This is a genomic window from Arthrobacter sp. Soil764 (assembly GCF_001428075.1).
Classification (GTDB): Bacteria; Actinomycetota; Actinomycetes; order Actinomycetales; family Micrococcaceae; genus Arthrobacter.
Genome location: NZ_LMSI01000001.1, coordinates 422,803 through 437,903, shown reverse-complemented (window position 1 = coordinate 437,903; position 15,101 = coordinate 422,803). Strand labels below are relative to the sequence as shown.

14 protein-coding genes are annotated in these 15,101 nt (G+C 66.5%); 5 read left to right on the top strand and 9 right to left on the bottom strand.

What is annotated here, in order from left to right:
• Positions 1-8: 8 nt before the first annotated feature.
• The 5 genes from ASG86_RS02035 to ASG86_RS02015 are packed head-to-tail and all read right to left on the bottom strand — an operon-like array spanning position 9 to position 5,861.
• Positions 9-1,415 (bottom strand): sulfate adenylyltransferase subunit 1, encoded by a 1,407-nt coding sequence (locus ASG86_RS02035; RefSeq protein WP_056329449.1) that lies wholly within the window; start codon positions 1,413-1,415, stop codon positions 9-11.
• A complete protein-coding gene (gene cysD, locus ASG86_RS02030; protein ID WP_056329446.1) occupies positions 1,415-2,359 on the bottom strand; it encodes a sulfate adenylyltransferase subunit CysD in 945 nt (314 codons plus the stop codon). Before cysD ends, ASG86_RS02035 begins: the two co-directional genes overlap by 1 nt.
• Positions 2,356-3,207, bottom strand: a complete 852-nt coding sequence (locus ASG86_RS02025) for a phosphoadenylyl-sulfate reductase (RefSeq protein ID WP_442854282.1) — start codon at positions 3,205-3,207, stop codon at positions 2,356-2,358. The genes cysD and ASG86_RS02025 overlap by 4 nt, the downstream gene beginning before the upstream one ends.
• The gene (locus ASG86_RS02020) at positions 3,204-4,949 is read right to left on the bottom strand and encodes a nitrite/sulfite reductase (RefSeq protein ID WP_056329443.1); all 1,746 of its coding nucleotides are present in this window, start codon (positions 4,947-4,949) and stop codon (positions 3,204-3,206) included. Before ASG86_RS02020 ends, ASG86_RS02025 begins: the two co-directional genes overlap by 4 nt.
• 54 nt (positions 4,950-5,003) lie before the next feature.
• Positions 5,004-5,861 (bottom strand): sirohydrochlorin chelatase, encoded by an 858-nt coding sequence (locus ASG86_RS02015; RefSeq protein ID WP_056329441.1) that lies wholly within the window; start codon positions 5,859-5,861, stop codon positions 5,004-5,006.
• A gap of 61 nt (positions 5,862-5,922) precedes the next feature.
• Between ASG86_RS02015 and ASG86_RS02010 the strand changes: the two genes are divergently transcribed.
• Both ASG86_RS02010 and ASG86_RS02005 read left to right on the top strand, forming a co-directional pair.
• Complete coding sequence (locus ASG86_RS02010) at positions 5,923-6,576, top strand: trimeric intracellular cation channel family protein (RefSeq protein WP_056329438.1); 654 nt, start codon at positions 5,923-5,925, stop codon at positions 6,574-6,576.
• A 52-nt stretch (positions 6,577-6,628) separates the two neighbouring features.
• Positions 6,629-7,057, top strand: coding sequence for a hypothetical protein (locus ASG86_RS02005; RefSeq protein WP_056329436.1), 429 nt, complete (start codon positions 6,629-6,631; stop codon positions 7,055-7,057).
• Between the two features lie 120 nt (positions 7,058-7,177).
• On the opposite strand, the gene ASG86_RS02000 is transcribed toward ASG86_RS02005, so the two are convergent.
• The 4 genes from ASG86_RS02000 to ASG86_RS01985 all read right to left on the bottom strand — a co-directional run bounded on the left by ASG86_RS02000 (position 7,178) and on the right by ASG86_RS01985 (position 11,687).
• Entirely contained in the window at positions 7,178-8,017 is an 840-nt protein-coding gene (locus ASG86_RS02000; protein WP_056329433.1) for a type IV toxin-antitoxin system AbiEi family antitoxin domain-containing protein, read from the bottom strand.
• Positions 8,018-8,478: 461 nt separating this feature from the next.
• Complete coding sequence (locus tag ASG86_RS01995) at positions 8,479-9,579, bottom strand: polyprenyl synthetase family protein (protein ID WP_056329429.1); 1,101 nt, start codon at positions 9,577-9,579, stop codon at positions 8,479-8,481.
• On the bottom strand, positions 9,576-10,907 hold the full coding sequence (locus tag ASG86_RS01990; protein ID WP_056329427.1) for a geranylgeranyl reductase family protein: 1,332 nt from the start codon (positions 10,905-10,907) through the stop codon (positions 9,576-9,578). Before ASG86_RS01990 ends, ASG86_RS01995 begins: the two co-directional genes overlap by 4 nt.
• A gap of 3 nt (positions 10,908-10,910) precedes the next feature.
• Positions 10,911-11,687: a demethylmenaquinone methyltransferase gene (locus tag ASG86_RS01985; protein ID WP_235565060.1), complete on the bottom strand. Its 777-nt coding sequence runs from the start codon at positions 11,685-11,687 to the stop codon at positions 10,911-10,913.
• A gap of 125 nt (positions 11,688-11,812) precedes the next feature.
• On the opposite strand from ASG86_RS01985, the gene ASG86_RS01980 reads away from it, so the two are divergent.
• From ASG86_RS01980 to ASG86_RS01970, 3 genes are all read left to right on the top strand, one after another.
• Positions 11,813-13,228 (top strand): isochorismate synthase, encoded by a 1,416-nt coding sequence (locus ASG86_RS01980; protein WP_056329422.1) that lies wholly within the window; start codon positions 11,813-11,815, stop codon positions 13,226-13,228.
• A 178-nt stretch (positions 13,229-13,406) separates the two neighbouring features.
• A complete protein-coding gene (locus ASG86_RS01975; protein WP_056329420.1) occupies positions 13,407-14,210 on the top strand; it encodes an ABC transporter substrate-binding protein in 804 nt (267 codons plus the stop codon).
• Positions 14,211-14,303: 93 nt separating this feature from the next.
• Positions 14,304-15,095, top strand: a complete 792-nt coding sequence (locus ASG86_RS01970) for an amino acid ABC transporter permease (RefSeq protein ID WP_056329418.1) — start codon at positions 14,304-14,306, stop codon at positions 15,093-15,095.
• The last annotated feature ends 6 nt before the right edge of the window (positions 15,096-15,101 follow it).

The window sequence follows — 15,101 nt, the reverse complement described above, 5'->3', positions numbered from 1 at the left end:
GGGAAGAACTAGATGCTGTAGCGCTCGTCCTCGTGGTCGCCCGGGTGGTCCTTGACCAGGCCTGCGGCCAGCGTGTTGCCGTCCAGCGGATCGATGACCAGGAACGCGCCCGTACGGCGGTGGTGCAGGTAGTTCTCCAGCGGCAGCGGGGCGGCGAGCCGGAGCTGGGCGTGGCCGATGTCGTTCAGCTCCAGGTTTGAGGCACCCTCGAGCTTGAAGGTGGCCAGGTCCAGCTTGCCGGAGACGCTGCGGACCATGGCCTGCACCGTGCGGGTGCCGTGCTTGACCAGCACCTTCTGGCCTTCGCGCAGCGGCTTCGGGGACAGCCAGCACAGGGCGGCGTAGAGGTCGGCGGAGGCCTCGCGGACGGTGCCGGCGGCGGCGATGGTGTCACCGCGGGCGACGTCGAACTCGTCTGCCAGCCGGATGGCCACGGACTGCGGCGCGGCGGCCTCCTCCAGGGAGGCACCGGCGAAGTCGATGCCCACCACTGTGGTGGTCCGCGGCGACTGGCCCGGTGTCAGCACGGACACCTGGTCCCCCACCTTCACGGAGCCTTCGGTGATCTGGCCGGCGTACGCGCGGTAGTCGCGGTAGGCTTCCACGTCCAGGCCGGCGGCGACGGCGTCGGGAGCCAGGGCTCCCTGCGGCCGGATGACCAGCTGCACCGGGAAGCGGAAGCTTTCCAGGTGGCTTTCCAGTTCGTCAGCTGCCGGGAGGGTCTCGAGGACCTCGAGCAGCGCGGGGCCGGTGTACCAGGGCGTGCGCTCGGAGCGCTCCACCACGTTGTCGCCGTCGAGGGCGGACACCGGGATGACCAGCAGGTCGGAGATTCCGTCCGAGCCGAGGCCCAGCTCGCGGCCCACCTGCTGCACGTCGGCTTCAATGTCCCGGAACACGGACTCGCTGAAGTCCACCAGGTCGATCTTGTTCACGGCCACGATCACGTGCGCCACGCGCAGCAGCTGCAGCACGGACAGGTGCCGGCGGGTCTGCTCCAGGACACCCTTGCGGGCGTCAATGAGGACGACGACGGCATCCGCAGTGGACGCGCCGGTCACCGTGTTTTTGGTGTACTGCACGTGCCCGGGGCAGTCAGCCAGGATGAAGCTGCGCTGGTCGGTGGCGAAGTAGCGGTAGGCCACGTCGATGGTGATGCCCTGTTCGCGCTCGGCGCGGAGGCCGTCGGTCAGCAGGGCCAGGTCGATGCCGCCCTTTTCCCCGCCGAAGCCGCGGTCCGCGGAGGTGCGGGCAACGGCGTCGAGCTGGTCAGCCAGGATGGCCTTGGAATCGTGGAGGAGGCGGCCCACCAAGGTGGACTTGCCGTCGTCGACCGATCCTGCCGTGGCAAACCGGAAGAGCGTGGTGGGCAGGGCCGTTTCCAGGTCTGCCGGGAGAACTGCTTCGGTGGTCATTAGAAGTACCCGTCCTTCTTGCGGTCTTCCATGGCGGCCTCGGAGATGCGGTCATCTGCACGGGTGGCGCCACGTTCGGTCAGGGTGGACGCGGCGACTTCCACCACGACGTCGGACACGGTATATGCGTTGGACTCGACGGCGCCGGTGCAGGACATGTCCCCCACGGTCCGGTAGCGGACGGTCTTGGTGATGACCTGCTCGCCTTCGCGGGGCTGGGACACTTCGCCCACCGCGCGCCACATGCCGTCGCGGGCAAAGACCTCGCGCTCGTGGGCGTAGTACAGGCCAGGCAGCTCGATGTTCTCGCGCTCGATGTAGCGCCAGATGTCCAGCTCGGTCCAGTTGCTGATGGGGAACGCGCGGACGTGCTGGCCCACGGTGTGGCGGCCGTTGTAGAGGTTCCACAGTTCGGGGCGCTGGTTGCGCGGATCCCACTGGCCGAACTCGTCCCGCAGGCTCAGGATGCGCTCCTTGGCGCGGGCCTTGTCCTCGTCACGGCGGCCGCCGCCGAACACGGCGTCGAACTTGTTCTGCTGGATCGCGTCAAGGAGCGGAACGGTCTGCAGCGGGTTGCGGGTGCCGTCGGCACGCTCGGCGAGCTCGCCGCGGTCGATGAACTCCTGCACGGAGCCCACCACCAGCTTCAGGCCCAGTCGCTCCACGGTGCGGTCGCGGAAGTCGATGACCTCGGGGAAGTTGTGGCCGGTGTCCACGTGCAGCACGGGGAACGGCACCTTGCCCGGCCAGAAGGCCTTGGTGGCCAGGTGCAGCATCACCACGGAGTCCTTGCCGCCGGAGAACAGCAGCGCAGGCTTCTCGAACTCGGCAACAACCTCGCGGATGATGTGGATGGCCTCGGACTCCAGGGTGTCCAGGCTGGACAGGCGCGTGGATACGGCGGCGTCAGTCACCTGGGTCTCCTCGGTAAGTGAAGTGCTCATACGTGTAGCCCGCATTCTGTCTTGTCGGATCCTGCCCAGCGGCCGGCGCGGGGATCCTCGCCGGGTGCCACCTTGCGGGTGCAGGGCTGGCAGCCGATGGAGGGGTAACCCTGGGAAAGCAGCGGGTTGACCGGCAGGAGGTTGTCGTCGGAATACTGGACGAGCTGGTCGAACGTCCAGGCAGCCATCGGGTTGACCTTGATTAGGCCGTTCTTCTCGTCCCAGGTAACCAGCGGAGTGTTGGTCCGGGTGGGGGCTTCGTCGCGGCGGACGCCGGTGAACCAGAGTTCGTAGCCGGCCAGGGTGCGCTGCAGAGGGGCCACCTTGCGGAGGGCGCAGCACTGTGCGGCGTCGCGGGCAAAGAGGTCCTTGCCCAGGAGCCGGTCCTGCTGTTCCACGGTGTTCTCGGGGAGCACGTCCACCACGTTGACGCGGAGGTTCGCGGCCACCTCGTCGCGCGTGGCGTAGGTTTCCGGGAAGTGGTAGCCGGTCTCCAGGAAGAGGACATCGACGCCGGGCATCTGGTCCGCCACCAGGGCGGGCAGGACGGCGTCGGCCATGGAGCAGGCGACGGCGACGGCGGGCAGGTCGAAGTTGCGCTCCACCCAGGCGATCACGTCGCGGGCGGGGGCGTCCCAGCCGAGCTCGGCAGCTCCGGCTTCGGCCAGGGCCTTGAGCTCTTCCTTCGAACGGATGGCAGGAACAGGCGCGGCATGTTTGGCAGGCGATGCCGCCCCCGCCCCTTCGCCGCGCGGCTGATCTTCGATCAGCCCAGCGCGCGGCTCCGACAGGCCCGATGCCACTCCCTGGGCGGCATCGCCTGCCAACGGTAGTGCGTGCTTGCTCACTGGAGTGCCTCCTCGTCTGCTGCGTGGGCCCATTCGGCGAAGGTCTGGCCTTCGGCGCGGTCGGCCACGAACCGGCGGACAACCCGCTCCACGTAGTCGGGCAGGTCGTCCACGTACACCTTCAGGCCGCGGACGGTGCGTCCCAGCCCTGCTTCCTCGCGGTCGTTCGAAGCCAACCCGCCGCCCAGGTGGACCTGGAAACCCGGGGAAGGGTCGCCGTCGGGCGTTGGCAGCATCATGCCCTTCAGGCCGATGTCCGCCGTCTGGATGCGGGCGCAGGAGTTGGGGCAGCCGTTGATGTGCAGCGACAGTGCCTGCGGCAGCTGGCCGGAGCCGGCGAGGTCGGCCAGGCGGCGTTCCAGCTCGGCCACGGCGGTGGCGGCGGTGTGCTTGGTCTCCACGATGGCCAGCTTGCAGTACTCGATGCCGGTGCAGGCGATGGTGCCGCGGCGGAACACGGACGGGCGGGCGGAGAGGCCCAGGGCGTCCAGTTCGGCCACGAGCGGCTCCACCTGGTCCTTCTCGACGTCCAGGACCACGATCTTCTGGTGCGGGGTGGTGCGCAGGCGCCGGGAACCGCGGGCCTCGAGGGTGTCCGCGAGCTTGACCAGCTGGGCTCCGGACAGCCGGCCGGCCAGCGGGGTGGCGCCGATGAAGAACTTGCCGTCCTTCTGCTCGTGCACGCCGATGTGGTCGCCGGGGGCGGTGGGCTTGGGCGCGGCGGGACCGTCGGCCAGCTTGTAGCCCAGGTATTCGTCCTCCAGGATCTGGCGGAATTTCTCGGTGCCCCAGTCGGCCAGCAGGAACTTCAGGCGGGCTTTGGTGCGCATGCGGCGGTAGCCGTAGTCACGGAAGATGCTGGTGACGCCGAGCCACACGTCGGCGGCCTGGTCCGGCTGGACGAAGGCGCCCAGCCGTTTGCCGAGCATCGGGTTGGTGGACAGCGCGCCGCCCACCCACAAGTCGTAGCCGGCCCCGAGCTCGGGGTGCTCAATGCCCACGAACGCGCAGTCGTTGATCTCGTGCACCACGTCCTGGCTGGGGTGGCCGGTGATGGCGGTCTTGTACTTGCGCGGCAGGTTGGACAGCAGCGGGTTGCCGATGAACCGCTCCCCCAGCTCCTCGATGAGCGGGGTGGGGTCGATGATCTCGTCCTTGGCGATGCCGGCCACGGGCGAGCCAAGGATGACGCGGGGAACGTCGCCGCAGGCCTCGGTGGTGGACAGGCCAACGCCTTCGAGCCGGTTCCAGATCTCGGGGATGTCCTCCACGCGGATCCAGTGGAGCTGGATGTTCTGGCGGTCCGTGAGGTCAGCGGAATCCCGGGCGAAGTCCACGGAAATCTGGCCGATGACGCGCAGCTGCTCGGTGGTCAGGGCGCCGCCGTCGATCCGCACGCGGAGCATGAAGTACTTGTCCTCGAGCTCGTGCGGCTCAAGCGTTGCGGTCTTGCCGCCGTCGATCCCGGGCTTGCGCTGGGTGTACAGGCCCCACCAGCGGAACCGGCCGTGCAGGTCCTGGCCGGGAATCGCGTCGAAGCCCTCTTTCGCGTAAATGGTTTCGATACGCTCGCGCACGTTCAGGCCGTCGTCTTCCTGTTTCCAGGTTTCGTTGGCGTTCAGGGGCGTCTTGCCGTCCACTTTCCACTGCCCATGAGGCTTCGCAGCGGGTCGCGACGGGCGGGCGGGGCGCTTGGCGGCAGCGGAGTCCGCAGACGCTCCGGCTAGAGCTGTATCAGTCATGCATCGACTGTAGGTCCCGCCCGAATTGCGTCACAAAGGCCCGGAAACGCTAAGTCACCTAGGGAAATATTTCGTCACGAAACGCCGGACGGCCTTGAAGAAGCCACCCTCCTGTGCATTTGCCGGCGCTTCCGCGGGGGCCGCCGCAGCCGGTTCCCGGGGTGCTGCTGCGGGCGCTTCATTCATCTTTGCGACGGCGGCGTCGTACCTGTCCAGCGCAATCTCAGCGAGTACCGGGGACGGCAGCAGGGGTTCGGTCACGACGTCGGCCCCCGCCTTGGCCAGCTGGTCGTGGAAGAAGCCCGGTGCCAGGAGGTACGAGGCAATCACCACGCGGCCGCCGACGTCCACGGCCCCTGCGGACTCCCCCGCGCCGGCACCGCCTTCCAGTTCCTCGCGAAGCATGGCGACGGCGTCGGGCACTGACGGCTTGGCCGAGGCACCATAGGCGGCCACCATCCGGTTGGACCGCAGCTCCCGCAACTGGCCCAGCAGCTCCTCGACGCTGATGGCGGCGTTGGGGTTGGAGGAGCCGGCTGCGGCCAGGACGATCACGTCGTTGTCCGTGGTGCCGGCCTCACGCAGCCGCTGGTCCAGCAGTTCTGCCAGCCGCGGGTCGGGGCCCAGCGGCGCGGCGGCCGCACTGCCCGGGCGGCTCTTCACGGCCCGGGCGATGTCCACCTTCACGTGGTAGCCGACGCTCAGCAGCAGGGGAACAACCACGGCGGCCTCGCCCTCCGGCAGGCCCGCCACCACATCCACCAGGTCCGGCTGCTGGACGTCCACATAGGCTTCCCGGACATCAAGGCCCGGCCGCAGTTCAGCGATGGCGGCGCGCAGGGCATTAACCTCCGCGGCCCCCTGTGTGTTGGACGTCCCATGGGCACAGGCGATCATGATGGGGCTGTTCATAGGGGCTAGCGTAACGTTGGAGCCGCCCTGTCCGCCCTCTTTGAAATACCGGGGACGCCCCATGACATTCGCCTTTGACAACTCCCCGGTGTGGCTGGATCTGCTGGGCGTGTTCTTCTTTGCCGTCTCGGGATCGCTGCTGGCGGCGCGGAAGCAGATCGACATTGTGGGATCACTGTTGCTCGCCTCCCTGGTGGGGCTCGGCGGCGGCGTCATCCGCGACATCATCCTTGCCATCGTTCCGGCGGCCTTCACTAACCCGGCCTACCTGGCCCCGCCGCTGCTGGCCACGGTGCTCGTGTTCTTCCTGTTCTCCAGCGTGCAGCGGTACACCTCGCTGCTGATCCTCTTCGACGCCGCCGGCCTGGCCCTGTTCTGCATGACCGGCACGCTCAAGGCGCTGGCCACGGGTCTTAACCCGGTGGCGTCCGTGCTGCTGGGCGTGACGACGGCGGTAGGCGGCGGGCTGCTGCGGGACATCACGGCCAATGAAGTTCCCGAGCTGTTCAATCCCAAGGACATTTATGCCTTGCCTGCGTTTGTGGGTTCCGCGATGACAGCCGTGCTGTGGGTTTTTGGCGTGTTCAACGTGCTGACGGCGGCCGGCATTGCCGCAGTGGTTTTCACGTTCCGGGTCCTGGCGTGGCGGCGCTCCTGGCAGGCACCCCTGGCAGTCCGCGGGTGGCACCGGCGGGTGGGTGGCACCGGGCTGTGAGGGCCGGTCCGGGTGTCATTTTGAGGTGCTCCGCATTGGCTAGGATATGAGCATGACTGACATGTTCCTCGAGAAGTTCCGCGCGCTTGTTCCGAAGTATCTCGAGGATGAATGGCAGGAAGAGGACGGCCTGACCGCGGAGGAACTGGACAAGGCCCTCGCCGACCACCAGTTCGAGATCCCCTTGGTCCTGCGCGAGTTCTACCTGGCCCTGGGCGGCTGCGAGGACCTGATGGAGGCCTACCACTACTTCTGGGATCCCGAGGAGCTGGAGGTCGATGACGAAGGCTTCCTCATGTTCCTCGAGGATGAAGAGGAAGCGTTCACCTGGGGTTTCCGCGTTGGCGACCTCAGCGTCCCCGATCCCATCGTGTACCGCCGCAACAATGCCCGCGGCCAGTGGAAGTCCGAGGAAGGCACCTTCTCCGAGTTCGTCTTCGACATGTTCGAGTGGGCGTTCGAGGACGAAGAGGAAGAGTAGGGGCCTCCCCGCTTCTCTGGTTGCCCCTTGCGCCGTCCCGGGGCACTTTGACACGGACACGCCGTCATCTAGCCCGGCTACACCGTCATTGCGGCCCAAAGTGCCCCACGACGGCGGGACTCACCTCGCGCTGAAGGTCCCCTGCCGGCTCTGCTCCAGCACCGCCAGCACCTGGGCCACCATCTGCTCGGGATGATGGACGACGTCAACATAGCCGAACCGCAGGCAGAGACGACCGCCAACCACCGTTGCGTTGTTGCGGACCCGGTCCTTCTTGACCTGCTTTGCCTCCAGATGACTGGCCCCGTCGGTTTCCACCACCAGGCAATCCTCAATCAGGAAGTCCACCTCCCCCACGCCTTGGAGCTCTACGTGCCGACGCACATGGAGGCCAGCCCTCCGGAAGTGGTAGCTGGCCAATACCTCCAGAACCGAGTCGGCCCGGGGAATCACGTAATCCAGGATTGACCTGGCACGGGCGTTGCGGTTCCCGGGGAGTTTGCGCCGAAGGAAATCCACTGTCACGTCTCCCCGCTGCGCCGCACACTGAACCATGACCAAGGCTTCCAGCGGCGGCAGGCACCGCAACGCATGAATGAGGACGTCCGCAAGGCCTGCCACCGGCAGCCAGGGGTGAACAGAGTGAAGGATCCGGCCGTGGATCAGGGTTCCGGGCACTGCTTTCTTGTGCCCAGGGCTTAGGTGAATCAAGCCGGCTTTCTCCAATGTCCACAGCTGATAGACAGGGGCAGCGGAGAGGCAGGTAACGAGCGCATTATGCTGGAGCGCCAAAACGAGTGCGCCGCCTTCGAACGGCAGGCCGTAGACACCCCGCCGGACCCGGACTATGCGGCCTGCGGCGAGGGCCTCGTCCACACGCGTTCTCGTGAACCCGGCACGGTGGAGTGCAGCAGTTCGGGCCATGCCGCCCCGATGACGCAGAAAAACCTCAATACCCATGACTTCAAGGTCACCCGACCCGTGCCGCAAGCAACAGTTGCAGGCAGCGCCATGTGGAGAACGGGCCGTCGCGGGGCACTTCGACACGGACTCGCCGCGGGTTGAGTCCTGTCAGCAGGAAAGGGGCCTTAAAGTGCCCCGCAACGGCAGGAGAGACGGACCAGAAAAATCTTTGACACCAGCAGTAACAACAGACTTGCGCATTGTGACAAATCTGTCATAAGCTATTCACGGATCCGCTAAACGCCTCCGGCGGGTCTGATGCGAACGGAGAGATGGCCCCGGTTCACAGCAGCTTCGGTTGCTGAGGACCGGGGCCATCCCGTTAACGCCCCACCCCATCGATTGCTCCGTACTTGTCGTTATGGCGCGCCAAAACGACAAGTACGGAGCAATCGATGAAAAGAAGAAGCCCGGCACCGCCAAACAACCAGGGGAACCGGGCTCCTAACGAACGGAAATCAGCTGGCGCGGTCCACCACAGCCAGGGCGAAGTTAGACAGCGATTCCTTGACCACGCCCTCGGGCAGCGGAGCCAGGGCGGCAATGGCCTCATCAGCCCAGCGGCGTGCCACCACCCAGGACTCGGCGGTAACCGGGTGCTCGCGGAGCCCCGCAACGGCGGCGGCAAGGGCGTCGTCCGAGGACAAGTCGCCGTCAATAAGCTTCAGGAGGTCGACGGCGGACTGGTCACCATCAGCGGCAGCCTTGCGCAGGAGCAGCACGGGCAGCGTGGGAACCCCTTCGCGCAGGTCTGTACCGGGTGACTTGCCGGACTTCACCTTGACGCCGGTGACATCGATGACGTCATCAGCCAGCTGGAAGGCCACGCCAACCTTCTCGCCATACTCCACCAGGATGTCCTCGAAGGCCTCGTCAGCGCCGGAGAAGATGGCACCGAACTGGCCTGAGGCCGCCACCAGTGAACCGGTCTTGTCCGCAATGACGGACAGGTAGTGCTCCACCGGATCCTCGTCCGGGCGCGGGCCCACGGTTTCGTGCAGCTGGCCCAGGCACAGCCGCTCGAAGGTACGGGCCTGGATACCCAACGCACGCCCGCCAAGTTCGGACACCAGGATGGAGGCGCGGGCAAAAATAAGGTCGCCAGTGAGGACGGCCACGGAGTTACCCCACACCTCGTGGGCGGTGGGTGCGCCGCGGCGGAACGGGGCGGAGTCCATGACGTCGTCGTGGTACAGGGTTGCCAGGTGCGTCAGTTCAACCACGACGGCGGCCTGCACCACCGCGGGCAGCGACGCGTCACCGAGGTGCGCGCAGAGCAGCGTCAGCAGCGGCCGGATTCGCTTGCCGCCGGCTTCCACCAGGTGGCGCGACGTTGCGTCAGCCAGGGGATCCGAATTGGCGATGGCTTCGCGGAGCTTCTTCTCCACCTTGGCCAGGTTGTTGGTGATGGCAGGGCCCAGTTCAGCGTCCGCCGCGATGGCCGCAAAGCCGGCCGGCAGTTGGAGACCCGTGGCGATGGCCGTGGTGTTGAGGCTGGGTTCGGAGTCCGGCAGGCCGTGCCCGGCGTGCGTCCAGCTGTGGTCTGCGGATTTGGTCACGGGTTAACCCTAACTTTTTGTTGCGGATACCGCTGGTTCGGAGCTGACGGGGTATTGGATGTGGCCGGAACCAGCGATTCCAGGACGCGGATCACCCGGTCCTCGAAGCCCTTGGCGGAGGGGTCCGTGAGGTTGGCAAGGAGCCGGACCACGAACCGCATCAGCACCGGGATGGGCATGCCGGTCCGCAGCGCGAGTTTCATTACGGCGGGTTTCCCGATCAGCGCGGCGAAGGCCCGGCCCAGGGTGAAGTGCGAACCCCACTGGTCCCGCACATAGTCCGCGTACCGCGAAAGGTGCCCATCGGCGTCGTACGTTCCACCTGCGGCATATGTGCGCGAGGAGGCGTCGATGATGAACTCCGCGGCGAAGCGCGCCGACTCCATCGCGTAGGAGATGCCCTCGCCGTTGAACGGCGAGACCATGCCGCCGGCGTCGCCCAGGAGCAGCAGGCCGGGCGAGTAGTGGGGCGTTCGGTTGAAGCCCATGGGAAGCGCCGCCCCGCGGATCTCCCCCACCTGGTTCTCCGGGGTGAAGCCCCAGTCGGCGGGCATGCCGGCGGTCCATTCGCGCAGCACCTGCTTGTAGTCGAGCTTCCCGAATTCCTTGGAGGAGTTCAGGATGCCCAGGCCAACGTTGGACGTTCCGTCGCCCACGCCGAACACCCAGCCGTAGCCGGGCAGCAGCTTGCCGTCGCGTCCGGGGAGCTCCAGCCAGCCTTCCATCCAGTCGTCGTCGGTGCGCGGGGAGGTGAAGTAGGTGCGGACGGCGACGCCGAGCGGGCGGTCGTCGCGCTTCTGGATGCCGAGCGAGACGGCGGTGCGGGTGGAGTTTCCGTCGGCAGCAAGGACGACGTCGGCACTGAACTCCTGCGTCTGTCCCGTCTTTCGTCCGGACTCGTCAAGGAGCGCTGCGCGGACCCCCGTGACGCGGCCGTCGTCGTTCCGGATGGCCTCGGTGACGCTGTGGCGCTCGAGGACGGTGGCGCCGGCGGCCTGCGCGTGCCGGGCCAGTTCCTCGTCAAAGCCGAGCCGGGTGCGGATCAGCCCATACTGGGGGAAGTCGGACACCTCGGGCCAGGGCAGTTCGATGGTGCGGCCGCCGGCGATCAGTCGCAGGCCCTTGTTCCGGCGCCAGCCGTCGTTCTCCGGATGGGGCAGGCCCAGCTTCTGGATCTCGCGGACGGCGCGGGGGGTGAGCCCGTCGCCGCACACCTTTTCCCGTGGAAACGACGTCTTCTCGAGGACCGTGACGTCGATGCCCGCCTTGGCGAGGTAATACGCGGCCGTGGATCCTGCCGGACCCGCGCCGACAATCAGTACTTTCACAGGTCAGCGGACGATGTTGCGGCGCAGCTTGGCCACCGGGCCCTTGTGCGCGGCGATGGCGGCGGCGGCGCTGTCCGGTGACGAATCCGCGGGCTTGAAGGCACGGTGGACGGCCACAATGCCGCCGGTGAGGTTGCGGTAGGTGACGTTCTCCCAGCCCGCTTCCTGCAGCCACGCGGCCAGGTGGTCCTGGTCCGGCCAGGCGCGGATGGACTCGGCCAGGTACACGTAGGCGTCCGGGTTGGAGGCGACCTTGACGGCGATGGCCGGCAGGGCCCGCATCAGGTATTCGGTGTACATGGTGCGCCACAGCGGAACCACGGGCTGGGAGAACTCGGCGATGACCAGCCGGCCGCCGGGCTTGGTCACGCGGAGCATCTCCTGCAGCGCCTTCTTGGGCTCGTTTACATTGCGCAGGCCGAAGGAGATGGTGGTGGCGTCAAAGGTGTTGTCAGCGAACGGCAGGTTGGTGGCGTCACCGGCAATGAAGTTGATGTCCGGCCGGCGGCGCTTGCCCACCTTGAGCATGCCCAGGGAGAAGTCGCAGGCCACCACATCTATGCCGGCGTCGGCATATGGTTCGCTGGAGGTACCCGTTCCGGCCGCAAGGTCCAGGACCCGCTGGCCCTTGGAGACTTCCATCGCGTCCACCACGATCTTCCGCCAGCGGCGGGTCTGCCCCATGGAGAGGACATCGTTGACGACGTCGTATTTCGGTGCGACGTCGTCAAACATCGTGGCTACTTCGTCCGGACGCTTATCCAAGGATGCTCGGTTCACCATGACATTGTCTCAAATGTTCCCGGAGGTGCTGACCAGCCCCGATTTGCCGCATCCCGCCTGCGCAGGGCTGCGCCAAGGTGCCGGGGAGGCCAGGGTGTACGCGGGAGTAGTGTTGTCTCATCATGACGAGCACGTTCCGCACCTTGACAGTCCCCCTGGATGGCAAAGCGTTCCCCGGGGGGCTGCCTTCGTTTCTGGTCAGGGACGATGTCCTGTGCTGGACCCGCCGGGAAGCCGGCCTGGCCGGGTTCGGCGAGATCGCGCGATTCACTGCCACCGGACCGGACCGGTTCCTGGAGGCGGACATCTGGTGGCGGCACCTGGTCCTGGAGGCTGACGCCACGGACTCCGTGGAGCTGCCCGGCACCGGCCCCGTGGCCTTCGGCTCGTTCGCCTTCTCCAAGACGTCCGCCCACGAGTCCCGCCTGATTGTCCCGGAGATCGTGGTGGGCGTGCGGGACAACCAGGCATGGCTCACACAGTTGACGTTCGACGACGGCCCGCTCACCGAAGAGTCGGCACTCGCGGCACTTGACCGCTGGCTCAGCGGTGGTCCCGCCGGCGCGCACGCTGCCGGCACCCCGGACGCTGAAGGCACGACGGCGGCAGCAGACTCCGCCGGGGACGCACCCCTGGGTGCCGTGCCCGGGAAAGCCGGCGGCGCCGTCGTCCGTCCCCTCCCCCTGGCTGCCGGCGCAACCCTGCATACCGGCTCCCTGAGCGAGGAAGCGTGGATGGATGCCGTGGCAGCCGGGGTTGCCGAAATCCGCACGGGAGCGCTGGAGAAGCTGGTGCTCGCCCGGGACGTGGTGGCCACTATTCCAACCGGCGTACATGCCTCAGCGGTGCTGCGCGAACTCGCCGCGAGGTACCGCGAATGCTGGACCTATGGGGTGGACGGGCTGGTGGGGGCCACCCCGGAGATGCTGATCCAGGTGGAGGGCCGCACTGCCCAGGCCCGCGTGCTGGCCGGCACCCTGGACCGCCGCGACGCGCATGGCGAGGACGGGCCGCCCATGGATTACGCAACCCGTGTTTTGGCCGGGTCCGAGAAGCAGCGGCACGAGCACGAGATCGCCATCCAGTCCCTGACCAAGCAGCTGGCGCCGTTCTCCGAGGCCATGAATGCCCATGACGAGCCCTTCATCCTGGAGCTGCCCAACGTGTGGCACCTGGCCTCGGACGTCAAGGCGGAACTCACCGAGGTGGAGGGCCACGTACCCACCTGCCTGGCCCTGATCAACGCACTTCACCCCACGGCGGCTGTCTGCGGAACCCCGACGCTGGTGGCGGGCGAACTGATCCGGAAGCTCGAGCATCTTGACCGCGGCCCCTACGCCGGGCCGGTGGGCTGGCTGGACGCGGCCGGGAACGGCGAGTGGGGTATCGCTTTGCGCGGTGCCGTCATCGAGTCTCCTGAAACCGTGCGGCTTTATGCCGGCTGCGGCATCGTGGACGGTTCCCAGCCCAAGGCGGAGCTGGCCGAAACCTGGGCCAAGTTCCGGCCGATGCTGGAGTCGCTGGGCATCAGCAGCTGACCCCTGGATGGCAGAGAGTCTGGGATCACGGACAACGGGTGGCGTGGAAGGCTTGAATCCTGTTGTGGTTTAGTTATCCAATAATCAAAAGAAGTTTTCTGTGATGCACATCTCCTTATCGGCGCTACACTATGAACCGGTTTAGTCCCGCATACCCCTGCAACAAAAGGTAAGAAATATGCAGCTCAAGTCCCTGGCCACGGCCAAAATGTCAGCCAAGGCAGCAGCACTCCTCGCCGTCGGCGCCCTCACCCTCACGGCATGCGGCGGGGGAAGCTCCACCCCGGCAGCCTCTGAAGGCGGCGTAAAGCTGATCAACGCCGGCAAGCTCACTGTCTGCTCGGACATCCCCTACGAGCCCTTCGAATTCCAGAAGGATGGCAAGACTGTCGGTTTCGACATCGACATCGCCAACGAGGTTGCCAAGGACCTCGGCGCGGAACTCAACACGGTGGACAGCTCCTTCGAGGCCATCGAGACCGGCACCGCTCTGACCCAGTGCGATGTGTCCATCTCCTCGATCTCCATCACCGATACGCGCAAGTCGGTCATGGACTTCTCCACGCCCTACCTGGATGACGACCTGACCCTGGTGGCCAACACCGGTTCGGGAATCAAGAGCCTGGATGACGCCAAGGGCAAGAAGGTTGGCGTCCAGCAGGCCACCACCGGCGCTGAGTACGCCAAGGACAAGGGCATCGAGGCCCAGCAGTTTGAGGACACCGGCCTCCTGGTCCAGGCCCTCCAGGCAGGCACCGTCGACGCCGCCCTGGGCAACCAGTCCGTCCTGGGCTACGCCATCAAGGACGACCCCAAGTTCAAGAGCGTCGAGGACTTCGCAACGGGCGAGAAGCTCGGCATTGCCGTCAAGAAGGGCAACACCGCCATGCTGGAGAAGGTCAACGGCACGCTCAAGCGCCTGACCGACGATGGCTCGCTGGAAAAGTTCAAAACCACCTGGTTCGGCCAGACCGCCAAGTAGGCCTGCGGGCTATCGAACGCCGCTGGGGCCCCGGACAGGCTGTAGTCAGTCCGTCCGGGGCCTCAGCCACGCACAACGAAATGTGAGCTATTAATGGCAATGACCGCACGCCAACGGGCCCGGGTAAGCCTTTACGTCCAGGGCGCAATCTTCCTCGTGGCCCTGGTGGCCATCATCCTGGCCGTGGACTGGAAGACCATCGGCACCAGTGTCTTCAACTTCGGCAAGATCGGTCCGATGTTCCCGGACATCTTCCTGTCCGGCCTTAAGAACACCCTGGTTTACACCTTCCTCGGCTTTATTGTGGGGCTCTCCGGAGGCCTGCTGCTGGCCCTCATGAAGCTCTCCAGCTTCCCGCTCTACCGCTGGATCGCCACCGGCTACATCGAATTCTTCCGCGGCATTCCCGCGCTCCTGGTCTTCATCGCCTTTGGCTACGGTGTTCCGCTGGCGTTCGGCGTCCAGTGGAACGTCACCATCGTGGTCATGATCTCCCTGGGCATGGTGGCCTCGGCCTACATCGCAGAGACGCTTCGCGCCGGCCTCCAGGCTGTGCCAAAGGGCCAGCTCGAGGCAGCCCGGTCGCTGGGCATGCCGCAGTGGCGGGCCATGGTGACCATCGTGATCCCGCAGGCCTTCAAGATCGTCCTGCCGCCGCTGACCAATGAGGTCATCCTGCTGACGAAGGACTCGTCGCTGATCTACGTCCTGGGCCTGACCGCCTCGCAGTACGAACTCACCAAGTTCGGCCGTGACGGTATCTCCAGCCTGGGCGCGGGCCTGACTCCGCTCCTGGTGGCCGGCGCCTTCTACCTGGTGATTACCATCCCGCTGAGCCTCCTGGCCCGGAAGTTCGAAAGCCGCTCCGCGCGGACCAAGCGATAGGCAGGG